This is a genomic window from Solibacillus sp. FSL K6-1781, assembly GCF_038630735.1.
GTDB classification, from domain to species: Bacteria; Bacillota; Bacilli; order Bacillales_A; family Planococcaceae; genus Solibacillus; species Solibacillus silvestris.
The window spans coordinates 2,488,388-2,512,350 of sequence record NZ_CP152038.1; the positions used below are offsets into that span (position 1 = coordinate 2,488,388).

Sequence of the window (23,963 nt, forward strand, 5' to 3'; positions counted from 1 at the left end):
GTAAATTACAAATATTTTAAGTCAAAATTCAATTTATATGATCACAAAGACTAAAAAATCTCTTTTTAGGTTAGAATACTCATAAATTATCAATGAATGTAAAAGGATGATTATGTAATGAGTGTTATTGTATTAGATAACAAAAGACTTTTTCTAAAAAGAATTAAAAGTTATGAGCTGAATACAGAAGAAATATATTATAGAAACGATAAAACAGAGGAACGATTTCTTTTCCTATTCCTTATGAATGAGGAGGAACTATGGAGTGAATATAAGTTCGAATATTTATATATTAAGATGTTTGACGGCAGCGAATATAAGTATTTCTCTGATAAAAAATTAGATAATATTTTAAAGAAAATGGATAACTACTTTAAAGAAATCGGCATTGACAGTGAAGTAGAAGATTGCTCTTATGATCTTTCTGACGATTGTTACTATGTTAGTGAAAAATTAAAAGAAATACTAGAAAATAATGAGTATTTAGCGCAAGCTGTTGATAGTTATATAATAACGAAGGATACGTTCATATTCGTTGATGAAGACATTTCAAGTATAGCGACTAGAATGGATAATTCCTTTGGCTTGGTATAAGAGCAGTGAATGATCAATTCTTACTAAGAACGGGCATAAAGCATTAAAAAACGCCTTCTGAACAATTGTTCTAGGAGGCGTTTTTATAAAGTAATATTCTCGTAATAAATAATAAGTTTCCGAGGCGAAATGAACTCAAGTAAGTTCTTAACTCGCCACCATTTCAATACGAATCTTATCTGCAATCATCGCAATGAACTCTGAGTTTGTCGGTTTTGATTTCATATGGTGCACTGTATAGCCGAACAGTTCTGAGATATTCTCATAGCTGCCGCGGTTCCAGGCTACTTCAATGGCATGGCGAATTGCACGTTCCACACGTGACGGGGTTGTCCCGAATTTTTTCGCGATTTCCGGATATAAAATTTTTGTAACTGAGCTTAATAATTCAATGTCATTGTAAACCATCTGGATCGCTTCACGTAAATAAGCATATCCTTTTATATGTGCAGGTACACCAATCTCTTTAATGATGCCTGTAATCGTTGTATCCAATAAGCGTGTATCCATTTTTGCAGGGGTGTTCGTTGATAAAACCGGTACACGTTTTTCCTGTTCGACTTTCTTTCCTGCACAATGCAGAATTTTTTGAACTAGCTGCTCAAACTCAAAAGGTTTCAACATGAAGTAAGAAGCACCGTAATTCACTGCCTGCTTCATTACATCTTCTTGTCCGAATGCAGTTAGCATAATGACTTGTGTCTGTGTATAACGCTCATCGTTATACATTTCTTCCAATACAGCCAGTCCATCCAAATGCGGCATAATGATATCCAATAGTAGAACATCGATTTTATGCTCTTCCAACATTTTAATACAGATTTTTCCGTTGGATGCTGTAGCAACAATTTCAATTTGCGGATGATTTGTAAAATACACTTCCATCATTTTTACTAATTCGCGATTATCATCTGCAATCGCAATTTTCACCTTTGACAAACAAAATCCCCCTTTAAATTCTATTTCTTATATATTCATTACAATAGCAAATTGTATGAGTTTTCTTACAAATGTCTAAACTTCTTTTGTAATACAATTGTAACAAAAATGAACGACAGTTGTCCTTCGATCTCTCTTATTTTGCATTGTCCTTTAGTGAAGTTTCGACAGAATTACTAAATTTCCTTTTCTTACACAAAAAATGAGCAACAAGTATTATCTTTTCTTACTTTATCGACAAGGAAATTTATGGTTCTACATTTGTCGATTTATCTTTATATACTATTGTAATGAAAAAAGCAAAAAAAGACTACACTTTATTAAAAAGTATAGTCTAAAGTATTTTAGTACGGGCTCTTTTTCAGCATTTCAATAACAAGAATACCGGCACCTTTTGTTGGTTCTTCGATAAACATATGTGTTACCGCACCCACAAACTGGTTATTCTGTATAATAGGACTCCCGCTCATCCCTTGAACAATACCGCCCGTTTTCTTTATAAGACGTTCATCGACGACATTGAATGTAAACGTATTATCCGTTTGTTTGTCAATTTCAATATCAAATAAATTGACTTCTTCTCCGTCGATTGCCGTTAAGATTTGTGCTTTACCCTTTTTTAATTCATTTGCATGTATAATTTCCAGCGGTGGATGCAAACTGTCATGTAATGATTGTTTCCAATTACCAAAAATTCCGTAGACATCATTGGTTATTACTGAACCGAGTGGCATTTGTGATTTATCTACAACTGAAATTTTATACCCTGGTTGTCCAGGCGTACTTTTCTTCACTTGTGAGATTGATGCTTCAAAGATTGCACCATCATTAAATTTTGGAGGCTGCTTCATTGTAGAATCTACAATTTGATGTCCAAGCGCTCCGTATTCCATCGTTTCAGGATCGATATACGTTAAAGTACCTATTCCATCAGTTTCACTTTTTAAAAATGGTTTTAAATGCACCAGTTCATGAGCTGATACGTTGATGTCTCGTTGTTGCTTTCCATTCTCAACGGTCAGTGTAAATGATTCGCCTTTGCCGGCAATGTCTTCTAACTGGCTTACTTTTTCACCATTCAGTTTTAAAATATGTTCTCCCTTTTTCAACCACTCACTATTTTCCAATAATACGTCCTGTGCAACCATTACATAAGGCATCTCCAACTGAACGCCAATTGAATGGCCCATTGGAATTAACGATTTTCCCAATACTTCTATTGGTGATAACATAAAAAGCAATGCAACGAGTATCGACCATTTTTTAATCATCCTTCACCTCCTCTATGCGCTTACTATGTGAAAATTTGACGGAGTTATGAACGGAAAAATTTTGTTGATATGAGGAAAAATTAGAATGTATTCGTTGTAATCCTTGCTGCTTAGGGACATTGAAACTTATACGGTTAAAAAAATAAAAAAACGTCTAAAATTTTATTAATTTTAGACGTTTTTAAATTTAGTTCATCATTTCTTTACGTTCATTGGCCATATGAATTAATTCTGAAGCATGTTGTAATGTCAGGTCTGTTATTTCAGCTCCACTCATCATTCGGCTGATCTCCACGATTCGTTCCTTTTCTTCCATTTCCGTAATCGACGTAAATGTACGGTTATGCTCTACTTGCTTTTTAATGTAGTAATGATGATCCGCCATTGCAGCAACTTGCGGCAAGTGAGAAATACATAATACTTGTGAATTGACTGAAATTGCTGCAATCTTTTCTGCAATTGCCTGTGCTACACGTCCGCTGACACCTGTATCAACCTCATCAAAAATTATTGACGTAATGCCATTTGATGAAGAGAAAATTGTTTTAAGTGCCAACATCATACGGGAAAGTTCCCCTCCGGAAGCGACTTTAGGCAAGGACTTCGGTGGTTCCCCAACATTTGTTGAAATATAGAATGCGACAAAATCCTTGCCGTTTGCGTCCAGCTGATTCAATGGCTCGAATTTAACGATAAACTGCGCTTTTTCCATATGCAGCATACGTAGTTCATTCATAATCGCGTCACTTAGCTTAATTGCATTTTCTTTGCGGATTGTCGTCAATTCTTCTGCAATTTTATTTAAATCTGCTTCCATTTTCGCCAGCAATTGCTCATTTTTCTGCAATGTTTCATCACGGTTCATAAGCTGGCTCAACTCTTCTTCGATTTTTTCGTGATACGTTAAAATCTCTTCAACTGTCGTTCCATACTTACGTTTCATATTTTGATATAAAGCAAGACGCTGCTCGACCTCATTCAAACGCTCTGCGTCATACTCTAAATCATCCAGCACATTTTTCACTTGATATGCTGCATCCTGCAATGCATAAAAGCTGGAAGTGACCGCTTCTGAAGCCTCTTTGAAATTCGAATCGAGTGCAACAATATCCTCCAGTGCATTCATGGCATTACCAATGAAATCCAGTCCGGTTCCATCATCGGAAATCGCTGAATATGCAATGTTCGCACGTTCGAATATTTTATGAAAATTCATTAAACGAAGTCGTTCTTCATCCAATGCTTCTTCTTCGTCAACTTTTAATCCGGCCTGTTCCAGCTCCTGAATTTGGAATTGATATAAATCAATGCGCTGTGCCATCCGCTGCTCGTCCATACTTAGCTCAGCCACTTCTCTTTTTAACTGACGATACGCTTCAAACGCTTCATCATACCTTGCTTTCACAGGCTGAAGCTTATTATGTGCATAATGATCCAGTAAATTGATATGGAATTTTTCATCCATAAGCTCTTGGTTTTCATGTTGCCCATGAATATCAATTAAACTGCCGCCAATATCACGCAAAACAGATAATGGGACAAGTTTGCCGTTCACTCTGCAAACGCTTTTTCCTGAATCATGCAGGTCCCGTCGTAAAATAATCGTATCTTCTTCTGATTCAATCCCATGTTCTTCAAGTTTTGCAAAAATCGGATGCTGACTATTATCTACATGAAATAATCCGCCAAGTTCAGCCTTTTTCTCTCCGTGGCGGATAAACTCCGTTGAGCCGCGCCCGCCAGCCAATATATTAACCGCATCAATAATAATCGATTTTCCGGCACCTGTTTCACCTGTCAAAACAGTTAAACCACCAAAAAAACTAACGGTTAAATCATCAATAATAGCAAAATTTCGAATGCTTAATTCTCTTAACAAACCATTCCACCTCGGTTTACAGCATATCTAATAAGCGATTTTTTATTTCTTCACGTTCGTCCTCTGTTCGACACATGATTAAAATCGTATCGTCCCCACAAATCGTTCCTAAAATTTCTGTCCAGTCCAGATGGTCAAGCAGTGATCCGATTGCATTCGCATTCCCCGGCAATGTTTTCATAACTAGAAAATGTGAAGCTCCATCAATTGAAACAAAAGCATCAGCCAACGAACGATGCAATTTTTGAATTGGGTTGAAACGTTGGTCAGCTGGTAAACTATATTTATAACGACCGTCCTGTAACGGTACTTTTACTAAATGCAATTCTTTAATATCTCGTGAAACCGTTGCTTGTGTGACGTTGTAACCCGCATTTTTCAGCTGATCGACTAAATCGTCCTGTGTCTCGATTTCGTTATTTGTAATAATATCACGGATGCGTATATGGCGCTGTCCTTTGTTCACAAAAGTCACCTCATTAAAATGTTTAGGAATATATGTATATTTACACTACCATTTGCATAAAGGAAAAACAAGAAAAAACCGTACATATGTTCAAAAATCCGTTTTTTCCGACTGTTTTCTACATAAAAAGGAAACTAATCAGCTGCAAATTTCGCATAAAATTTGTTCTTTTTTGCTCAAAAAAAACACAAAACAAATCCATAGGAATCTGTTTTGTGCTTACATTATTTCAGCTGCATATGCGCGTCTTTTACGACTTGTTCGAAATTTGTGAAGGACTCTACTTCTTCACCGTCATGCGGATTATACAGGTGGAATAAAAATTCAATATTCCCTTCGCCGCCTGTAATCGGTGAATACGAAGCATCCTTTACGACAAATCCGATTTCTGTTGCCATTTTTGCTGTTTCTTCTAAAACAGCTAAATGGACTTTCGGTTCACGGACAATTCCTTTTTTCCCGACATTTTCACGACCTGCTTCGAATTGCGGCTTTACAAGTGCCATAACATCGCCACCTTGCACTAAAATGGTTTTTAGCACAGGCAAAATCAGTGATAACGAAATGAAGGAAACATCGATGGTTGCAAAACTTGGTAAGCCTTCTATCAAGTCTTCAGGCTTTGTATAACGGAAATTGGTTTTTTCCATAACCGTTACACGCTCATCCGAACGGATTTTCCATGCAAGCTGGTTTGATCCTACGTCCAGTGCATAGCAGTGACGGGCGCCGTTTTGCAGTGCACAATCTGTAAATCCGCCTGTTGAAGAGCCGATATCAAGCATTAACTTACCTTCAACAGATAGATCAAAAATTTCCAGTGCCTTCTCCAGCTTTAAACCGCCTCGTGACACATATTTTAACTGTGAGCCTTTAACTTGCAGCGGTGCATCGATTTCGATTTTTTCCCCTGCTTTATCAATGCGGATTTCGTTTGAAAACACGAGACCAGCCATAATCGAGCGTTTTGCCTTTTCACGCGTCTCACATAACCCGCGCTCAACAAGCATTACATCTACTCGTTCTTTTTTTTGCTTTGTCATTCTTTATTTAACCCTATCCGACTGTTTATTCGGTACAAGCTGCGTAATACGTTTTACCGCTTCTTCAGCTGTCACGTTTATTTCTTCTAATAATAAATCAACTTCACCATGCTCGATAAATTCATCCGGAATCCCGATACGCTCAATTTGAACATTACGGTACTTCTTATCAAATGCAAATTCCAGCACAGCACTGCCGAATCCGCCTTGCAGCAATGATTCTTCAATCGTTAAAATCGGCAGGTTTTCCTGCATAATCTCATGCAGCATTGCTTCATCCATCGGTTTAATGAAACGTGCATTAACAACACGTACATCAATGCCTTGGTATGCCAATTGTTCTGCTGCCTTCATTGCCATTGGAATCGTTGTACCGAATGTCAGAATAACCGCATCCGTACCTTCACGCAACACTTCCCATGAACCGATCGGCAATGCTTTCATTTCCGCATCCATTTCAACGCCTAAGCCATTGCCGCGAGGGTAACGAAGCGCAATTGGACCATCATTATAATCAATTGCTGTTTTCACCATATGCTGACCTTCATTTTCATCTTTAGGCATCATCAGGACAATATTTGGAATATGTCGCAAGAACGAAATATCAAATACGCCTTGATGTGTTTCACCGTCCGCGCCAACAAGGCCAGCACGGTCAATACCGATGAAAACATTTAAATTCGGACGTGCAATATCATGCAGCACCTGGTCATACGCACGCTGTAAAAACGTAGAATAAATCGATAAAAACGGTTTCATATGCTGTGTTGCAAGACCTGCCGCCATTGTTGTTGCATGCTGTTCGGCAATCCCTACATCAAAGAAGCGATTCGGGAAGTCTTTTTGAATTCCTTCAAGTTTTGAACCGACAGGCATTGCCGGTGTAATTGTTACAATCCGGTTATCTTCCTTCATGCATTTACGAACCGACTCCGCGACTAAGCTACTCCATGCCGGACCTTTTGTAGAAGATTTTACGAAAGCACCCGTTTCCATTTTATATGGACCTGTTCCATGCCAAGTACCAATTGTATCGTCTTCGGCAGGTTTGTAGCCTTTACCTTTTTTCGTCAATACATGGACTAGTACAGGACCTTGTACTTTTTTCGCATATTCCAATGTTTTTTCCAATGCTTCAAAATCATGTCCGTCAATTGGACCTAAATATTTGAAACCTAATTCCTCAAAGAATACACCTGAAACAACTAAATACTTTAGGCTGTCTTTCACACGTTCAGCAGTAGCGGCCAGCTTATCGCCAACCATTGGAATTTTATGAATTAAAGATTCCAAATCTTCTTTTGCACGTGAATATTCTTTTGCCGTACGCAAGCGTCCTAAAACGTCATGCAATGCCCCAACGTTCGGTGCAATCGACATTTCGTTATCGTTTAAAATAACGATCATATTCGTTTTTTCATGACCAATATGGTTCAAAGCTTCCAGTGCCATTCCACCTGTCAATGCACCATCACCGATAATCGGTACAACAAAGTTTTTGTCCCCTTTAATATCTCTTGCCGCAGCCATACCCATCGCTGCAGATAAAGACGTGGAACTATGCCCTGTTTCCCACATATCGTGCTCACTTTCGACAAGCTTCGGGAAACCGCATAGTCCTTTAAATTGACGCAATGTGTCAAATTGACTTGCCCGGCCTGTTAAAATTTTGTGGACATATGCTTGATGCCCGACATCCCATAAAAATTTATCCTTTGGACTGTTAAAAGCTTTATGCAGTGCAATCGTCAGCTCAACAACACCTAAATTCGGGCCAATATGACCACCCGTAATTGAACATTTTTCGATCAGAAAAGCGCGAATTTCTCCAGCCAGCGCTTCTAGTTGCTTTTTATTCAAGTCTTTCAAAAAGGATGGACTAGAAATTTTCGTTAAATCCATCTCATCCACACACCTTTTCATCAGTTTATTCACCGTTGTGATTTTTCTATTATATCAATGTACAACACAAGACAAAAGTTTAACACATTTTAGTTACTACGTCTCACAATATACTGCGCAAATTGTCGAAGCAATGTTGTATCAATGTCAATTTTTTGTAATGCTTCAATCGCCAGCTCATAATGTTCGTCAAGCTTTTGTTTTGCACCGTCTAATGTAAGTAAAGCAGGGTATGTACTTTTATCGCTTGCTACGTCTTTTCCTGCTGTTTTCCCTAGCTGTTCCGAAGTTCCTTCAATATCTAAAATATCATCTTGAATTTGGAAGGCTAAACCGATATGGTGTGCATATTCCACTAATGCTTCACGATCAGAAATACTTGCATTTGCCAGCACAGCACCCGCTTCAATACTAAAACGAAGTAATGCGCCTGTTTTGTTTACATGAACTGTTTCAAGCTCCTTTAGATTCAATAGACGTTTTTCTCCGTCCATATCCAGTACTTGTCCGCCGACCATTCCTTCAGCACCTGCGGCAACACTTAATAGGTTCACGAGCTCAATACGTTTTTCTGCAGAAAGATTATTCAGACGTGCGATGACACCAAATGCCAATGTGTTTAGAGCGTCACCAGCCAAAGTTGCCAATGCTTCGCCGTACACAACATGATTCGTTGGCTTTCCTCGGCGCAATTCATCATCATCCATACTTGGCAGGTCATCATGGATTAACGAATACGTATGGATCATTTCAACAGCGGATCCTACTGTATAACTTGTCTCAAGAGACTGATTATACATTTCGCAAACTGCCACAACAAATAACGGACGAATTCGTTTGCCCCCTGCTTTTAATGAATACAGCATCGATTCTTTTAAATGTGCCGGTGCTTTGATCGATTTAACGAGTTCATACATTGTCGTTTCCAGCTGCGGTATATTATGATCAATAAACTGCTTTAACATGTTTTCCATCTGTTAGTCTTCTCCATTTCCTTGTTGGAAAGCTTTCTTTTCACCATCTTCTCCAACGATTGAAATTAATTGTTGTTCTGCATTTTGCAGTGTATCATGACAAAGTTTTGATAGTTCCATTCCCTTTTTATAAAGGTCAATGGCTTCTTCCAGTGGAACATCTCCTTGTTCAAGTTTACGTACAACTTCTTCTAATTCTGTCATTGCTGTCGCAAATGTCGGTTTTGTCACTTTGCTTCCCCTTCCTTTTGCACATGCTTTTTCTCAATTTTCGCTTCGGCATATCCATCCTGAAACGTCACTTGAATCACGTCGCCTTTTTCCAGCTCGTGAACTGATTTTACTACGTTTTCCTCTTTATATGCCACGTTAAAGCCTTTACTCATTAATGCGAGCGGATTTAACGCCTCCAGCATACGCAGCTGATTTGTAAAAGCGACTTTATTTTGTGCGAGCTGTTGCTGCATTCGATTCGTTAACGTTTGAGTACGGTGTTCGAGCTGCTGTTTAGCAGCAACTAATTGATGTACCGGCGAATACAGCTTCATTTTGCTGTCAATTGACTGTAGCTTTGATTTTTCATTCATCATATAGAGCTTCGTCGCATTTTGTAGTGATAAGTCCACCTGCACAAGCCTTTCAATAAAAGGACGATATAATCGCTCAGGTGTTGCAAGCGGATAGGCATTTTGCAGTTTTGTTAGGCGATTTCGTTCAAAATTGAGCTTTGATGTCATCATTTGATGAAGAATAGACTGATAGTGAAGAATTTGCTGGTATAGCTGCTGCTGATTTGGAACAGCCAGTTCTGCCGCAGCAGTTGGTGTCGGTGCACGTAAATCCGCGACAAAATCCGCAATTGTCGTATCGGTTTCATGTCCGACCGCACTAATAACCGGAATACGGCTTTCAAAAATCGCCCGTGCGACGATTTCTTCATTAAATGCCCATAAATCTTCAATCGATCCGCCACCACGGCCAACTATCAGAACATCACAAAATCCATGGCGGTTCGCTAAATAAATATTCTCTGTAATGTTTGGAGCCGCACCTGCACCTTGTACGAGCGTCGGATAGATTAAAATTTCAGCCTGCGGATATCGGCGGTTAATCGTTGTGCATATATCGCGAATAGCCGCACCAGTCGTCGCCGTTAAAACACCGATCGTTTTCGGAAATTGCGGAATCGGCTGTTTAAAATTTGGATTAAACAATCCCTCATTTTGCAGACGTTCCTTTAACTGGTTAAAAGCGACGAACAAACCGCCAATCCCATCCGGCTCCATCGTCTGTGCATAAAGTTGGTATGCACCACTCGCTTCATAGACATTCACATCGCCCCGTATAAAAACTTTCATCCCTTCTTCCGGCTTAAAGGAAAGTTTCGAAGCCTGTGAACGGAACATCGTAGCGTTAATACGTGAACTGTCATCTTTCAGCGTGAAATAAATATGACCTGAACTATGTACTTTTACATTTGAAAGCTCTCCCGTTACGTAAACATCACGTAAATGCGGATCGGCATCAAATTTTCGCTTAATATATTTTGTTAATGCTTTGACGGATAAATAAGAATTCGATGTCATAAACGTATTGCTCCTTTACGGTAGTTCTTTTCTGTATGTGTGATTTCCATTGTGTACGGAAACCCCGGTTTATTAAAAAATAAGCGGAACATTTACCGCTACTTCTCTCTTGTTTACTATCTATTGTATCGTATAAGCTAAAAATCACGATTTTGATCTACATCAAAATCGTGATTTTTGAAGTTAGATTAATTCTCTTGACGTTCTAACTCTTTTTCAGCTGCTTGTACTGTGTTTTCCAGTAACATCGTGATTGTCATAGGGCCGACACCGCCTGGAACGGGTGTAATATGTGAAGCAATCCCTAGTACATCATCAAAATCCACATCACCGCATAGACGGTTGTCTTCATTTCGGTTAATCCCTACATCAATGACAACTGCCCCTTCTTTAATATGCTCACTTGTAATAAAGTTCGCACGACCGACTGCCGCAATTAAAATATCGGCCTGTTTCGTAAAGTACGGTAAATCCGGTGTTTTAGAATGTGTATATGTAACTGTAGCGTCTTTTTGCAACAATAGTTGCCCCATCGGTTTCCCGACGATATGGCTGCGTCCTACGATGACTGCATGCTTTCCTGCAACGTCTATTCCCGCATGTTCGAGCATTTTCATAACCCCATAAGGAGTACATGGCAAGTATGTATCCTGTCCAAGCATCATTTTCCCTACACTAATCGGTGAGAATCCGTCCACATCTTTCTCCGGAGAGATCGTTTGAATTACTTTGTCCTCATTGATATGTTTCGGTAATGGAAGCTGAACGAGAATACCGTGAATTGAAGCTCGTTCGTTTAATTCACGAATTTGTTCAAGTAAAGCCTGTTCTGAAATTTCTTCAGGTAGTTTGACAAGTTCCGAATACATCCCAATTTGCTCACAAGACTTTTGCTTGTTTGCTACGTATGTTTTGGATGCCGGATTGTCGCCTACTAAAATGACGGCTAAGCCTGGTGTAATCCCTTGCTCTTTTAGCGCCTGTACACGAGTAGCGACCCCTGTTCGAATTTCTTGACCGATTTCTTTACCATTAATAATTACGCTTGACATGTTGTTGCTCCTTCCAGTGATTACGACAATCGGAAAGGTTGCCTACTGCTTGTATTAAAAACACACACGATTATTATGACAACCTACCAGTTAAATCTTGATATATTAATCTTTAAAGAATTGAATACATTTGTTGATTTATTGCTCAGTAAATTTCGAAAGTACACCATTGACGAACTTGCTTGATTTCTCGTCACCGAATGTTTTAGAAAGCTCGATTGCTTCGTTCATGATAACTTTGTTTGGCGTTTCTTCAGCGTATAATAATTCATATACAGCTAAACGCAAAATTGTTCTTTCAATTTTTGGCAGACGGTTGATCGTCCATTTTTCTAGGTTTTTTTCTAGCGCTGCATCAATTGCTTCGATATTTTCAGTTGTCCCACGAACTAATTGCTCCAAAAAGGCATTTGATTTTTGTTCTTCTTCAAGAACATGGCCAATTGCCTCTTCTGTTGTTAATTCTGTGCTGTCTAACTGAAACAAAGCTTGTAACGCTTTTTGACGCGCCTCTGTTCGTTTCATAAATAATAGCTCTCCTTCATAAGTAGCATTACTTGATATCATAGCATATTTTGCAAGGCATCGCACAGTTTGACAGAAAATTTTTGGCTGCAAAAAGAGATTTTTGTATTCTTCCTTAAAATGGTGAAATTTACGATAAAAAAACGACATGTTTGAGATAAATCAACATGTCGTTTATATTAATTCCGTTAATAAAATACCAGGTTTTTATATTAGGTAGTTGATTTCCATTGCGGGTCGGACGCTTTCCAGGGGCCCCGAGGCCAACAGGATGTTGGTCACAAAAGCGTTGCCACAGGAAGTGGCGTTCTTAGCTTTTGTTCCTCATCTCTCCCACGGGCTAATCCCCTAGGAGTCGCCTCCCCTCCATTTCATTCAACTCGTTATAAAACTTACTGAAGGCATCTTACATTATAATGTGAAATTAATTATTCTGTAACGGTATCATCAGCGTGCCTGTTTCACGCTTGTTGTTATCCGATTCAGGGAATTCAAACAGGTACGTAATTTGTTCAGCTGTTTCTTTTATTACGTAGAACTGGAAATGCTCCATATTTTCCAGGAAATATCGGATATCCTGCATTGCCATCAGCTCTCCTACTTCTTCATAGTGTGCCAATGCTTGCTTAAAATAAGCGTTAATCAAAATTAAATCTTCTTCATTTGCTATACGAATATAATCTTTGCTCATATCATTTTAACTCCTCAACTAGATTATGACCTATTATAGCATAATTCCAATAGAGAATAGGAAGCTACTGCCAAACGACTTGTCCGGTCATTTATTTTCATGTACTTTTCCTTACCATCACTTAAACGCTTGCGCTGCTTTAACGGCTTTGTGCCAGCCTGTAAATAATGATTCACGCTGCTCTTCATCCATTGCCGGCTCGAATTGACGATTGAGTTGCCAATGTTGTTGCACTTCATCGAGGTTCTCCCAGAATCCGACAGCCAATCCGGCTAAATACGCTGCGCCAAGTGCCGTCGTTTCATTGACTGAAGGACGGTCAACAGGCACATTTAAAATATCTGACTGGAATTGCATTAAAAAGTCGTTCATCACAGCACCACCGTCAACGCGCAGTTTCCTTAAGTCGATGCCTGAATCGGATTCCATAGCCGATAACACATCCCGAGTTTGATAGGCAAGCGATTCCAATGTCGCACGGATAAAATGTTCCTTCGAGGTGCCGCGTGTTAAACCGAATACTGCTCCTCGCACTTCACTATCCCAATACGGCGTTCCAAGTCCGACAAATGCCGGCACAACATACACACCATCTGTATCTTTTACACGAGCAGCATATGCCTCACTCTCAGCAGATTTCCGGAACATCCGTAGTCCGTCACGAAGCCACTGAATGGCCGAACCGGCTACAAAGATACTTCCTTCAAGCGCATATGTCACTTTGCCATCATAACCCCATGCGATAGTTGTAAGAAGACCATGCTCTGACTTTACCGCTTCCTCACCTGTGTTCATCAGCATGAAACAACCGGTACCGTAAGTATTTTTCACCATTCCTTGTTCATAGCAAGCTTGACCGAATAATGCCGCCTGCTGATCTCCTGCAATACCTGCGATCGGTACACGATGACCAAAGAAATGATTACCCGCAATTTCTCCGTATATTTCAGAGGAAGGTTTCACTTCAGGAAGCATGGATGCAGGAACCCCTAAAATGTCCAGCAATTCTTCATCCCATTTTAAATCATAAATATTATACATTAATGTTCGGGAAGCATTTGAGTAGTCCGTCACATGAACAGCTCCTTCTGTAAGCTTCCAAATAATCCATGTATCAATTGTTCCGAATAAAAGGTTACCCGCTTCCGCTTTTTCTCGTGTTCCTTTTACATTGTCCAATATCCATTTTACTTTCGTGCCGGAAAAATAAGCATCGATGAGCAAACCGGTTTTATTACGGAACAGCTCATTATGCCCCGCTTCCTTTAAGGAATCACAAATTTCCGCAGTTTGGCGTGATTGCCATACGATGGCATTATATACCGGTTCACCCGTATTTTTATCCCATACAACAGTCGTTTCTCGTTGGTTTGTAATCCCGACTCCTTCGATTTGTGACGCCTGAATATTATTTTCCGATAATACCTTTGCAATTACCGATAAAATGGAACTCCAAATTTCCTTTGCATTATGCTCAACCCAACCCGATTTCGGGAAATATTGTTTAAATTCCTGTTGTGCTGTATGAACGATATCCCCTTTTTTATTGAATAAAATGGCACGTGAACTCGTCGTGCCCTGATCTAACGCCATAATATATTTTTCCATTATACTGTCTCCTTTTTAACGGATTTGGATTGTGTGATAAATGCAATGACACAAATGACAACAAATAACGTTGTAAACAGCCAAAATGCCACTGAATTTTCATTTAAAAAGAATTGTTTGTAAAACAGTGCGCCTGTGACGCCACCAATAATCGGTCCGACAATTGGCACAAAGGCATAAGACCAGTCTGAATCACGCTTACCTGGTATCGGTAAGAAAAAATGCGCGATGCGGGGTCCTAAATCACGGGCTGGGTTGATGGCATAGCCTGTAGGTCCGCCTAAGCTCATACCTATGGCGATAACAATAATACCAACAAGCAACGGATTGATACCATCCGCCAATGAATTACCGCCTAATGCTAAAATTCCTAATAATAATATAAAAGTCCCTATCATTTCTGTTACGATGTTTGCCAAAGGATGACGAATGGCAGGAATTGTAGCAAAAACAGCTAATTTCGCATCTTGATCTTTTGTTTGTGACCAATGTGGCAAATAAGCAAGATATACGACAATTGCACCGAGAATTGCCCCTAATATTTGTGCAATAATATACATCGGAACATCCGCCCATGGGAAGTCACCAATTGTTGCAAATGCTATTGTCAATGCAGGGTTTAAGTGGGCACCACTCACTCCGCCTACAGTATATGCCGCGATAGCCACGGCAAAACCCCAGGCAATCGTAATTACGACCCAGCCGCTATTTTCCGCTTTGGAAAATTTCAGCAAGGATCCAGCAACAACCCCGCCGCCTAAAATAATTAAGATCATTGTTCCTACTAATTCTGCTAAAAATGTTGACATTCCCTTCGCCTCTTTTCACTAAGTCATTGTTACGTCTTGTAGTTCATGTTCTAGTTGATCTGTATGCTGCTGCTTTTCTTCTGCTGTCCAGTTTAGGTAGTCGCTCATTTCATCAATAACAAGCTGTTTATATTGTCTCACCAGATGGATGTTAAATAAGAGTGCGCCTGTACGACGAACGAAAAAGTCACTCGGTGTACATGCACTTTCCTCGTTTATTGCATAGTACAGCTGGCCATATACGATCGGCGGTAAGTTTCCTTTTGCCTGTTTAATATAATCGAATACTTTATCGACATTAGTACCATAGAATTTTGCTAAGTAATGGCTTTGTTCCTCCGTTAAGCCAAGCTCCTGGCCTTTCATTGTCCGTTTTTCAACAAATGATTCGAAAAATTTAGAGCCGCTCGTTTCTCCGCCCGAAATAGGCAGGTTTTTGGTAATCGATTTACCGTATTTTAACTGGTATTCGTCGTTTAATTGTTTTACGACAAGGTCCACAATTTTTTCAGCCATTTTACGGTAGCCTGTCAGTTTTCCTCCTGCAATCGTAATCAATCCGCTTTCTGATTGCCAAATTTCATCTTTTCGTGAAATTTCGGACGGTCCCTTACCTTCTTCATGGATAAGCGGTCTCACCCCTGCCCATGCCGATTCGATTTTATCTTCTGTCAGCTGCAGTTGCGGGAACATATAATGAATCGCATCCATAATATATTGTCGGTCCTCTTTTGTTACCTTCAGATCTGCAGGATCCCCTTCATAAAATGTATCCGTTGTTCCAACGTACGCTTTACCATCTCGTGGAATCGCAAAAATCATCCGACCATCTTTTTCTGTATCAAAATAGATCGCTTGCTGCAGAGGGAAATCATCCTCGTCGAAAACAAGATGCACACCTTTCGATAAAATAAGGTGTTTGTTATCAAGCTCCCCATCTAATTTACGCACTTCATCAACCCATGGGCCTGCTGCATTGACCACTTTCTTCGCACGAATTTGAAATTGTTCCCCAGTAAGCTGATCTTCCACCGTCACTGTAGAAAATGCCACGTTATTCGCTTCAATTCCCACAACCTTCAAATGGTTCATTGCAAGTGCCCCGTTGGCAACAGCTGCTTTCATCACTTCGATTGTCAGGCGTGCATCGTCTGTACGATATTCGACATAAACGCCGCCACCGAGCAAACCATCCTTTTTAATAAGCGGTTCACGGGCAATCGTTTCATCTGCAGAAAGCATAAAACGGCGTTCACCTTTTTTCACATTCGCTAAAATATCGTATACTTTTAATCCCAGCGCTGTCGAAAACGAACCAAATGTCCCACCTTTATGGAAGGGCAGCAACATCCATACAGGCGTTGTTACATGCGGTCCGTTTTCGTAAACAATTGCCCGCTCTCGACCGAGCTCGGCAACCTCTTTAATTTCGAATTGTTTTAAGTATCGCAGGCCTCCGTGAACAAGTTTTGTCGATCGGCTACTCGTTCCTTCCGCAAAGTCCTGCATTTCTGCCAACCCTACTTTTATCCCTCGTGTGGCGGCATCAAGTGCAATACCCGCACCTGTAATTCCTCCACCAATAACAAATAGATCAAAGGTTTCTTCTATGAATGTTTTTTTCAATCGCTCTCTTGCATTTGCAGAAAAGTTTCCCATACCGTTTCCTCCTTACCAAATGAAGCTTTAAATCTATACCCTATTTTCACCTTGTTCACATCCTAAAATTCACGAAATTATGAAAAAATATTTAAAATAAGAGCTTCAGTGTTGAGGAATCAAAAAAAGAACCGAGCATCAATTAATTGAGCTCGGTTCTTGTTTATACAATTATTCTGCGTCTTTTGAAGTTTCGAACTGGATCCCTGTAATATGGATATTCACTTCGCTTGTTTCGATGGCTGTCATATTTAAAATGGCTTGTCGAATCGTTGTTTGCACTTCTTTCGCAACTTTTGGAATGGCATAACCATATTTTACAGTGCAGAATACATCAATAACAATATTGCCTTCTTCCGACATTGCTGACTTGATGCCTTTGGAATGGACTTTTTTACCGAAACGCTCGGCAACACCTGATGCGAAATTTCCGCGTGTTGCTGCGATTCCCTCTACTTCTGTTGCAGCGATACCTGCGATAACTTCAATTACTTCTGGCGCGACTTCAATCTTCCCTAATTCTTCTTTACCAACCGGTGTTGGTTGTACGAATGCTACTTGTTGTTTCTCAGCCATTTGCGATACATCCTCTCTTATGTAAACTAATGGATTTCTAACGCTTGTTACTTTAAATCCTTAAGTTCAGTATACTACAATTATAGACCGGATGTAGAACGGTTGCGCCACATTTTGTAATTTTGGCAATGGTCATCCATTATTGCATGCATACTGACCTTCATTCGGATCAATTAGTTTTATGTCATATACTTCACAGTAATGTTTTGCAACAAATAATATTTCCTGACGTACTTGCAGCATACTGCCTGTATCATTCGTTTCGACAAAATACCGAATGAGAATACGGCAGCTTGTCGGCATTAGCTCATCCATCGCTACATGTATAATTTTTTTCGAAATTTTCGGATGAAGTGAAATTTGCTCTCGTACAGATTCCAAAAACTTCACAATACTTTCCTCACTGTTTTCATTTGATATATGCAGGAAATGCTCCACTTTTCTTTCTGTACGATTGGACAGATTATAAATCGGACGATTGACTAAATACGAGTTTGGTACATAAACTGTCCCTTTATCGGATGTTTGAATAACGGTACTGCGCAAATTAATATCCTGTATAGTCCCGTCAATTTTCTCGTCACCCGACATAATCCAGTCACCGATCTGAAATGGTTTATCCAACGCAACACTCATCCCGCCGAATATATGCGCGAGCGTGTCACGAATACCAAATGCGAGCGCCACACCTGTTAATCCAATTGCAGTTAAAAACCCGTTTAAATTAAAGTTCCACAGTGACGCAATTGTAAACATCGCAATGACCATGACCGCGACTTTACTCATCCGCAAGAAAAATGGGGTTAAAATATCCTGATCTTTTCCTGTTTCAAATCGATGTGGGTTTTTCAAATAAAAACCGAGTACATCATACAGTGCTTTAAATGCAAAAAATACATAGACTGAATCAATATAAATACTTAGTTTCGCATTTTCAAAAAGCCATACTTCCACTAATAAAGATGCTGCCATCACAATCAGGCTGAAAATAATCGCGTTACGTATTGATGGGTAGACACTCTTTGTAATGTCACCGAATACCGGATGATTTTTTTTATTGAACAAATCCGCTATTTTAAAAAGCAGCGGCCGTATTATAAAACGAATGACGATTAAACCAACGATAATTATTGCAGCAGCCGCCAGACAATCTGCTACAGTCGGTGCAGTAACAGACGGAATTAACCATTTTATCGATTCCCACATAACAATCACCTTCTTAAACCTTCTTTACAACTACAAGACAAAATCATACCATGTAAAGAAACGATTTACATCGAAAATCGTTCCACTGATAATCAATTCGAATGGAGGATTATTTATGACTGGACTTAATAATCTATTATTGCTTTTAGAAAAACAACTCATGCATTACAGAAAGGAAGATTTTATCAACATCTTGAGTGAGGATTTTCTTGAATACGGATCATCCGGAGGCATCATGGATAAAACTTACTTGCTTCACCAAATGACAGAACAAGGGATTGAAGACTGTTTATTTACCGTTACAGATTTCCAGGCAATTTCACTTGCAGATCAAATTGTGCAAACACGATTTGTCACTACAAATCGAACAAATGGCAACAGGCAAAACCGCAGTTCCCTTTGGCGCAATGAAAACGGGACATGGCGGATGTTCTTTCATCAAGGAACACCAGCAAAATAAAAAACCACTCTTATGTAAAGAGCAGCATTTTTATTACTTTTTCAGTAAATCTTTATATTGATGCGATGTCGTGATTGCAATCGTCAGCGAACCTTTGCTGTAATACGTTTTAATTAAAAACGGTGCCCCGCTCGTATTTTGAAATTTAAAATCGAGCGATCCGTAAGAAACCGTCGCATCCCTTCCAGTCGGGACATAGCCGATGTTCAGTGAATGGTGATGCCTTTCCGTAATGCGAATTCCCAACTGGTCGACTGCATTAAATAATGTCGAGGACGTTTGGCAAATTCCACCACCAATTCCCATCACCAGCTCCTTGTTAATAATTTCAGGTGCCGGTTGATAGCCTTTTTCCACCGTTCGTTCTCCGACCATTGTGTTAAAAGAAAAATAATCTCCATCCCCAACTAAAATATTATGGATGGCCTTTGCGGAAAGCTCGATATTTTCACTTCTTCCGCTTTCTGCTCCATTAAAATAAGTCGTAAACGAAGCAACAGTCACATCATCTAATGAAGGAATGTCGATTTCCAGATTGCTTTCCAATATATACAGCGGCAAAAAAATATGGTCCCCTTTTGGAGAAGCCGCTAAAATTTTTTCGACTAATTCACTTTCCTTTAATACGATTCCGGGATTTCCTTCAATAATCTCTCCGTTTTCCCCAATTTTGTGCAGGACCATTGTTTGATCATAGCCGGTCCTTTCTTTAGACCCTCTTGCTAGTTCTCTCGCTACTTTCTTAATGTTTGCCTCGTACAGTTCATGATCCGTGCCGTATCCTAATAATTGTGGTGTGAACGATTTCACGATTTCCATTGTTCTCGGATCAATCAGTGTAATAACAGCTGGATAGATAAGCGGATATTCCCCAACAATTGCTTCCTTTTCCGACAACGGGGCGGAGGTCGAAGCTTCGATTTGATGTTCTTTTACTCCATCTGTTTCGTAAGTTCCTGAATATGACGATTTTTCACAGCCTACAAGTAAACCAAGACCGAACAATACTAAATAAATGAAGTTTGTTTTCATTTTATTTCCCCTATCTATAAAAGCAAAGATCTCATAGCTTATTCAGAAATTTAACTTCTGTTAACAGAATTAATGCCACAAATGCCCATGCGTATTGAATGGAATACCGTCACTTTTATAGACAGCTAAAATGGTAAAAATCATTAATCATTATTGTTTTCTTTGCCTCGCTTCTTTTTCCCATCTTGTCAGCGCTGGATATGGATCAAATGCCCATTCTGTCCGGCCATTAAATTTATAGATCCCATAATGTAGATGCGGCGGGAACTTCCCGGCTGTTCCTTCTTTTCCGTACCCTGTACTTCCAACATAGCCGATAACTTGTCCTGCCTCGACAATATCGCCTTCTTTGAGTCCTTTTTGAAAATAAGCAAGGTGTGCATAATAATGATATGAGTTATGGTTGTCACGAATACCGACACGCCAGCCGCCAAATTGATTCCAGCCCATCACTTCGATTACCCCGTATGACGTTGAATAGACCGGCGTGTTGTACGGAGCAAAAATGTCCGTTCCTTCATGTATTCTTCGGCCACCCCAGCCGCGATTTGCTCCCCATGTCCCTCTGTAGCTGTAGTCAGCTCGAATTGATAGCGGGAATGTATGCCCATCCAAATCGATCGTTCCAAATTTCTCGTATAATTTTGCGATGACAAGTATTTGATTCACCGATAGTTCATTTTTATAATAATCCCATAATGCCAATTTAAAATTATCCTCACCATATCCGTACTGTCTTAAATACTTAGCCAATGTAAATAATATATCGCTATCATCGGAACGATCCGCAATCCCATCCCCGTTCCCATCCATACCGCTTCCATTAAAATAAGCAATTGAAACGGGGGAAGCATCATTTTCGGCCGGATTTAAAATACCGGACCAGAATTCATCCGAAAATTGAATGGCAATGATACTTTCTCGCTTTGGAATATCCTTTCGTACTTCCTGAATATTTCGTTCATATTGATCGACAGCCGCCAAATAATACCAGGGCAATAAAATGTTTTCATGCTGTATATAGTAGTCCATTCTTTTTTCCAATAGTAGTTCTTTTGTCGAGGTGGTGTCCTCCTCTGCAGAAGCATCAGCAACCGGCATAAATCCTAAAATGACAATGGCCGTCATCATCAATGCAATAGGGTATTTCATCATTTCCCCTCCTCTACGATATGTTGGTTCGAATCATTTTGTAATCGGATCATTTGTGAAATTGTAATAAATCGGTAGCCTTGATTTTTTAGCTCCGGCAATATTTTCTCCAACGCTTGAACTGTCTGCTCCCGATTGCCTCCTCCATCATGGAACAACACCACATTTCCATTTCCGAGTCCGTTTAATACCGTATTCACTATTTTATTTACACCTGGATTTTTCCAGTCTTCTGTATCCTGATGCCATGACCACATTACAATTTTATAGCCGTTTTTGACGGATTCTTTTACGAGTTCATCTGTATAATACCCTTCGACTGGTCGGAATAAATTCGGTTTCATCCCAGTAATGCTGAATATTGTATCGGATGTCTGATTAACCTCTTCCATAATGGGAGAAACTGATTTTGTATAAGGATGTGTGTACGTATGATTGGCAATTTCATGTCCACTTTCATTCATCCGCAAAACGAGTTCGGGGCTTTTTTCAGCCAGTTGCCCCACGATAAAAAACGTTCCCTTCGCCTCATATTGTTCAAGTAAATCAAGTATTTGCTCGGTATATTTCGGATGCGGCCCGTCATCAAATGTCAGGGCCACCACCTTTTCGTTCGTTTTAATATCCCATATAATTTCACCTGTTTTTTCATAATAGTCCCTTCCTTTTGCTTCACCTAGACTGTTGAAAACATACATAGCTGCAAATAAAAATAAAAGGACTAAAAATAAAATAAAAGCAATTCTTTTCCATTTTTTTCTATTCATATGATCACTTCCTTAATTAATTTCATCAGCATTAGTATTTAGAAAAACGCTAAAAAGATGTATTCAATTTAAAGTGAAAATAACCCATTTATTTTTTTAAAATTAAAAAGAGCTAGAGATTCAATGTGATCTCTAGCTCTTTTCCTGCGTTAATCCTGTTACAGCAATCCTTTTTATGTATAGAACAGGAAGCCCTTGTTACAAAAATTGCTGCTCCAATAAGAAGCAGCAATTTTTTAATGTGGTAGATAAATTAACTGTAATATGAACAGAACAGCGAAAATATAAACGAGCGGATGTACTTCGCGTCCACGCCCTTTTACAAGCATAATTAACGGGTAGCTAATAAAACCGAGTGCGATCCCTGTAGAAATACTTGATGTAAGTGGCATTGATAAAATAACTAAAAACGCCGGGAACGACTCTTCAATTTCATCCCATTTCATGTTTTTCACAACACCGATCATTAAGCTACCTACGATAATTAATGCTGGTGAAGTAATGGCTGCCACACCGGACAATGAGCCAACAAGCGGTCCGAAAAATGAAGCGATGATAAACAGTACGGCAACGGTTAATGCTGTTAAACCTGTACGGCCACCAACTGCAACACCAGAACCTGATTCCAAATACGCAGTTGATGGACTTGTCCCGAACATCGCACCTGCAGTTGTTGCAAGAGAATCGGAAATAAGCGCTTTACGTGCACGCGGCAATTTTCCGTCCTTCAATAACCCTGCTTGCTTTGATACACCGATTAACGTCCCTGTCGTATCAAATAATGTAACTAAAATGAATGAAAAAATCACACCGTATAGACCGTATTCAATCACTTCTGAAATCGCAGTTATTGGATTGAGTATGATAATTCCTTCCGGTAAATGTGGAAGCGCCACTACTTTATCGATTGTAAGTTGTCCTGTGAACATCGCAATAATTGCCGTCACAATCATACCGATAAAAATTGCCCCGTTCACTTTACGAGCCATTAGTGCAACTGTAATGAACAGCCCGACAAATGTTAATAACGGTGCTGGCTCCGCAATATCACCAAACTTAACTAAATTAGATTCATCAGCTACGACGATACCGGACATACGCAACCCGATGAAAGCGATAAATAATCCAATACCCGCAGTTATCGCCAACTTTAAGTTTTCAGGGATTGCTGTAATCAGCTTTTCACGGAATGGCGTTAAACTAATAATAATAAATAAAATACCTGCAACAAATACTGCTGAAAAGGCAGTAGTATACGTAATCTCTCCATTTGAAGCTAATACAACAGTATAAGTAAAATATGCATTTAATCCCATACCCGGAGCAACGGCGATCGGATAGTTCGCACAAAGCGCCATCCAGCCTGTCCCGATAACTGCTGCGATAATTGTTGCCATAAATACTTGATCAACCGGAACTCCAGCACCTGATAAAATAATCGGGTTAACAATGATGACATAAGCCATCGTTAAAAATGTTGTTAAACCCGCAAATAATTCACGCTTAACTGTTGTCCCATTTTCTTTTAACTGAAACATTTGCATTCCTCTTTTCAAAACACGAACAATTTTTAAGAACTTATATATAATATTCGTTATTATAGTAAAATGCAATCTATTATAAGCATTTTTTTAAATAGGGAAAATTGATTATTTTCAGAAAATTATTTTATTATTCATATAGCTCTCTCTTTGAGATATTTCTTCATTCTTACTTTACCCAAATTATGATATTTTACAGCTGCAAAATGAGAAAAACGGTTGCAGTGGACG

General features: G+C 39.4%; 23 protein-coding genes. 2 read left to right on the forward strand and 21 right to left on the reverse strand.

Going from position 1 to position 23,963, the window contains the following annotated elements; translation table 11 throughout:
* The first annotated feature begins 117 nt into the window (after positions 1-117).
* Positions 118-594 carry a DNA polymerase III subunit alpha gene (locus tag MHH37_RS12440; RefSeq protein ID WP_339262279.1) on the forward strand — a complete coding sequence of 159 codons (477 nt, stop codon included), beginning with the start codon at positions 118-120 and terminating at the stop codon, positions 592-594.
* A 147-nt stretch (positions 595-741) separates the two neighbouring features.
* Here the strand turns inward: MHH37_RS12440 and spo0A are convergent, their stop codons facing one another.
* From spo0A to MHH37_RS12525, 17 genes are all read right to left on the reverse strand, one after another.
* Entirely contained in the window at positions 742-1,533 is a 792-nt protein-coding gene (gene spo0A / locus MHH37_RS12445; RefSeq protein WP_014823486.1) for a sporulation transcription factor Spo0A, read from the reverse strand.
* Positions 1,534-1,877: 344 nt separating this feature from the next.
* Positions 1,878-2,804 carry a SpoIVB peptidase S55 domain-containing protein gene (locus MHH37_RS12450; protein ID WP_065215709.1) on the reverse strand — a complete coding sequence of 309 codons (927 nt, stop codon included), beginning with the start codon at positions 2,802-2,804 and terminating at the stop codon, positions 1,878-1,880.
* A gap of 187 nt (positions 2,805-2,991) precedes the next feature.
* On the reverse strand, positions 2,992-4,683 hold the full coding sequence (gene recN / locus MHH37_RS12455) for a DNA repair protein RecN (RefSeq protein ID WP_014823484.1): 1,692 nt from the start codon (positions 4,681-4,683) through the stop codon (positions 2,992-2,994).
* 16 nt (positions 4,684-4,699) lie between these two features.
* Positions 4,700-5,149 carry a transcriptional regulator ArgR gene (gene argR, locus MHH37_RS12460; protein ID WP_008404230.1) on the reverse strand — a complete coding sequence of 150 codons (450 nt, stop codon included), beginning with the start codon at positions 5,147-5,149 and terminating at the stop codon, positions 4,700-4,702.
* A gap of 224 nt (positions 5,150-5,373) precedes the next feature.
* Entirely contained in the window at positions 5,374-6,192 is an 819-nt protein-coding gene (locus MHH37_RS12465) for a TlyA family RNA methyltransferase (protein ID WP_008404232.1), read from the reverse strand.
* Between the two features lie 3 nt (positions 6,193-6,195).
* Positions 6,196-8,094, reverse strand: coding sequence for a 1-deoxy-D-xylulose-5-phosphate synthase (dxs, locus tag MHH37_RS12470; protein WP_008404233.1), 1,899 nt, complete (start codon positions 8,092-8,094; stop codon positions 6,196-6,198).
* An 89-nt stretch (positions 8,095-8,183) separates the two neighbouring features.
* Positions 8,184-9,068: a polyprenyl synthetase family protein gene (locus MHH37_RS12475; protein ID WP_342573335.1), complete on the reverse strand. Its 885-nt coding sequence runs from the start codon at positions 9,066-9,068 to the stop codon at positions 8,184-8,186.
* A gap of 3 nt (positions 9,069-9,071) precedes the next feature.
* Positions 9,072-9,299, reverse strand: a complete 228-nt coding sequence (gene xseB / locus MHH37_RS12480) for an exodeoxyribonuclease VII small subunit (RefSeq protein ID WP_008404237.1) — start codon at positions 9,297-9,299, stop codon at positions 9,072-9,074.
* Positions 9,296-10,654, reverse strand: a complete 1,359-nt coding sequence (gene xseA / locus MHH37_RS12485) for an exodeoxyribonuclease VII large subunit (protein ID WP_342573337.1) — start codon at positions 10,652-10,654, stop codon at positions 9,296-9,298. The genes xseB and xseA overlap by 4 nt, the downstream gene beginning before the upstream one ends.
* A 188-nt stretch (positions 10,655-10,842) precedes the next feature.
* Positions 10,843-11,706 (reverse strand): bifunctional methylenetetrahydrofolate dehydrogenase/methenyltetrahydrofolate cyclohydrolase FolD, encoded by an 864-nt coding sequence (gene folD / locus MHH37_RS12490; protein ID WP_014823479.1) that lies wholly within the window; start codon positions 11,704-11,706, stop codon positions 10,843-10,845.
* Between the two features lie 138 nt (positions 11,707-11,844).
* Positions 11,845-12,231, reverse strand: coding sequence for a transcription antitermination factor NusB (nusB, locus tag MHH37_RS12495; protein ID WP_342573339.1), 387 nt, complete (start codon positions 12,229-12,231; stop codon positions 11,845-11,847).
* A 424-nt stretch (positions 12,232-12,655) separates the two neighbouring features.
* Complete coding sequence (locus MHH37_RS12500; protein ID WP_342573340.1) at positions 12,656-12,922, reverse strand: aminopeptidase; 267 nt, start codon at positions 12,920-12,922, stop codon at positions 12,656-12,658.
* Between the two features lie 117 nt (positions 12,923-13,039).
* Positions 13,040-14,530, reverse strand: a complete 1,491-nt coding sequence (gene glpK / locus MHH37_RS12505; RefSeq protein ID WP_342573341.1) for a glycerol kinase GlpK — start codon at positions 14,528-14,530, stop codon at positions 13,040-13,042.
* Positions 14,530-15,339: an MIP/aquaporin family protein gene (locus MHH37_RS12510; RefSeq protein WP_008404244.1), complete on the reverse strand. Its 810-nt coding sequence runs from the start codon at positions 15,337-15,339 to the stop codon at positions 14,530-14,532. The genes glpK and MHH37_RS12510 overlap by 1 nt, the downstream gene beginning before the upstream one ends.
* 18 nt (positions 15,340-15,357) lie before the next feature.
* Complete coding sequence (locus MHH37_RS12515) at positions 15,358-16,998, reverse strand: FAD-dependent oxidoreductase (RefSeq protein ID WP_342573342.1); 1,641 nt, start codon at positions 16,996-16,998, stop codon at positions 15,358-15,360.
* 171 nt (positions 16,999-17,169) lie between these two features.
* On the reverse strand, positions 17,170-17,574 hold the full coding sequence (locus MHH37_RS12520; RefSeq protein ID WP_008404246.1) for an Asp23/Gls24 family envelope stress response protein: 405 nt from the start codon (positions 17,572-17,574) through the stop codon (positions 17,170-17,172).
* A 132-nt stretch (positions 17,575-17,706) separates the two neighbouring features.
* Positions 17,707-18,780, reverse strand: a complete 1,074-nt coding sequence (locus tag MHH37_RS12525) for a mechanosensitive ion channel domain-containing protein (RefSeq protein WP_342573343.1) — start codon at positions 18,778-18,780, stop codon at positions 17,707-17,709.
* 115 nt (positions 18,781-18,895) lie between these two features.
* Here MHH37_RS12525 and MHH37_RS12530 point away from each other — a divergent pair, with 115 nt between their 5' ends.
* Positions 18,896-19,240: a DUF4440 domain-containing protein gene (locus MHH37_RS12530; RefSeq protein WP_342573345.1), complete on the forward strand. Its 345-nt coding sequence runs from the start codon at positions 18,896-18,898 to the stop codon at positions 19,238-19,240.
* A 33-nt stretch (positions 19,241-19,273) separates the two neighbouring features.
* Here MHH37_RS12530 and MHH37_RS12535 read toward each other — a convergent pair whose 3' ends face one another.
* The 4 genes from MHH37_RS12535 to MHH37_RS12550 all read right to left on the reverse strand — a co-directional run bounded on the left by MHH37_RS12535 (position 19,274) and on the right by MHH37_RS12550 (position 23,729).
* Complete coding sequence (locus MHH37_RS12535; protein WP_342573346.1) at positions 19,274-20,272, reverse strand: VanW family protein; 999 nt, start codon at positions 20,270-20,272, stop codon at positions 19,274-19,276.
* Positions 20,273-20,422: 150 nt separating this feature from the next.
* Positions 20,423-21,424 carry a M23 family metallopeptidase gene (locus tag MHH37_RS12540; protein WP_342573347.1) on the reverse strand — a complete coding sequence of 334 codons (1,002 nt, stop codon included), beginning with the start codon at positions 21,422-21,424 and terminating at the stop codon, positions 20,423-20,425.
* Positions 21,424-22,191: a polysaccharide deacetylase family protein gene (locus tag MHH37_RS12545; protein WP_342573349.1), complete on the reverse strand. Its 768-nt coding sequence runs from the start codon at positions 22,189-22,191 to the stop codon at positions 21,424-21,426. The genes MHH37_RS12540 and MHH37_RS12545 overlap by 1 nt, the downstream gene beginning before the upstream one ends.
* A 236-nt stretch (positions 22,192-22,427) precedes the next feature.
* A complete protein-coding gene (locus MHH37_RS12550) occupies positions 22,428-23,729 on the reverse strand; it encodes an NCS2 family permease (RefSeq protein ID WP_065215700.1) in 1,302 nt (433 codons plus the stop codon).
* Positions 23,730-23,963: the final 234 nt, after the last annotated feature.

Excerpts from the sequence above, each read along its gene's own strand:
- MHH37_RS12440 (WP_339262279.1), top strand. The coding sequence starts at position 118 with ATGAGTGTTATTGTATTAGATAACAAAAGACTTTTTCTAAAAAGAATT.
- MHH37_RS12450 (WP_065215709.1), bottom strand. The coding sequence starts at position 2,804 with ATGATTAAAAAATGGTCGATACTCGTTGCATTGCTTTTTATGTTATCA.
- MHH37_RS12465 (WP_008404232.1), bottom strand. The coding sequence starts at position 6,192 with ATGACAAAGCAAAAAAAAGAACGAGTAGATGTAATGCTTGTTGAGCGC.
- dxs (WP_008404233.1), bottom strand. The coding sequence starts at position 8,094 with ATGGATTTAACGAAAATTTCTAGTCCATCCTTTTTGAAAGACTTGAAT.
- MHH37_RS12475 (WP_342573335.1), bottom strand. The coding sequence starts at position 9,068 with ATGGAAAACATGTTAAAGCAGTTTATTGATCATAATATACCGCAGCTG.
- xseA (WP_342573337.1), bottom strand. The coding sequence starts at position 10,654 with ATGACATCGAATTCTTATTTATCCGTCAAAGCATTAACAAAATATATT.
- folD (WP_014823479.1), bottom strand. The coding sequence starts at position 11,706 with ATGTCAAGCGTAATTATTAATGGTAAAGAAATCGGTCAAGAAATTCGA.
- nusB (WP_342573339.1), bottom strand. The coding sequence starts at position 12,231 with ATGAAACGAACAGAGGCGCGTCAAAAAGCGTTACAAGCTTTGTTTCAG.
- MHH37_RS12500 (WP_342573340.1), bottom strand. The coding sequence starts at position 12,922 with ATGAGCAAAGATTATATTCGTATAGCAAATGAAGAAGATTTAATTTTG.
- glpK (WP_342573341.1), bottom strand. The coding sequence starts at position 14,530 with ATGGAAAAATATATTATGGCGTTAGATCAGGGCACGACGAGTTCACGT.
- MHH37_RS12510 (WP_008404244.1), bottom strand. The coding sequence starts at position 15,339 with ATGTCAACATTTTTAGCAGAATTAGTAGGAACAATGATCTTAATTATT.
- MHH37_RS12515 (WP_342573342.1), bottom strand. The coding sequence starts at position 16,998 with ATGGGAAACTTTTCTGCAAATGCAAGAGAGCGATTGAAAAAAACATTC.
- MHH37_RS12520 (WP_008404246.1), bottom strand. The coding sequence starts at position 17,574 with ATGGCTGAGAAACAACAAGTAGCATTCGTACAACCAACACCGGTTGGT.
- MHH37_RS12525 (WP_342573343.1), bottom strand. The coding sequence starts at position 18,780 with ATGTGGGAATCGATAAAATGGTTAATTCCGTCTGTTACTGCACCGACT.
- MHH37_RS12530 (WP_342573345.1), top strand. The coding sequence starts at position 18,896 with ATGACTGGACTTAATAATCTATTATTGCTTTTAGAAAAACAACTCATG.
- MHH37_RS12535 (WP_342573346.1), bottom strand. The coding sequence starts at position 20,272 with ATGAAAACAAACTTCATTTATTTAGTATTGTTCGGTCTTGGTTTACTT.
- MHH37_RS12540 (WP_342573347.1), bottom strand. The coding sequence starts at position 21,424 with ATGAAATACCCTATTGCATTGATGATGACGGCCATTGTCATTTTAGGA.
- MHH37_RS12545 (WP_342573349.1), bottom strand. The coding sequence starts at position 22,191 with ATGAATAGAAAAAAATGGAAAAGAATTGCTTTTATTTTATTTTTAGTC.
- MHH37_RS12550 (WP_065215700.1), bottom strand. The coding sequence starts at position 23,729 with ATGTTTCAGTTAAAAGAAAATGGGACAACAGTTAAGCGTGAATTATTT.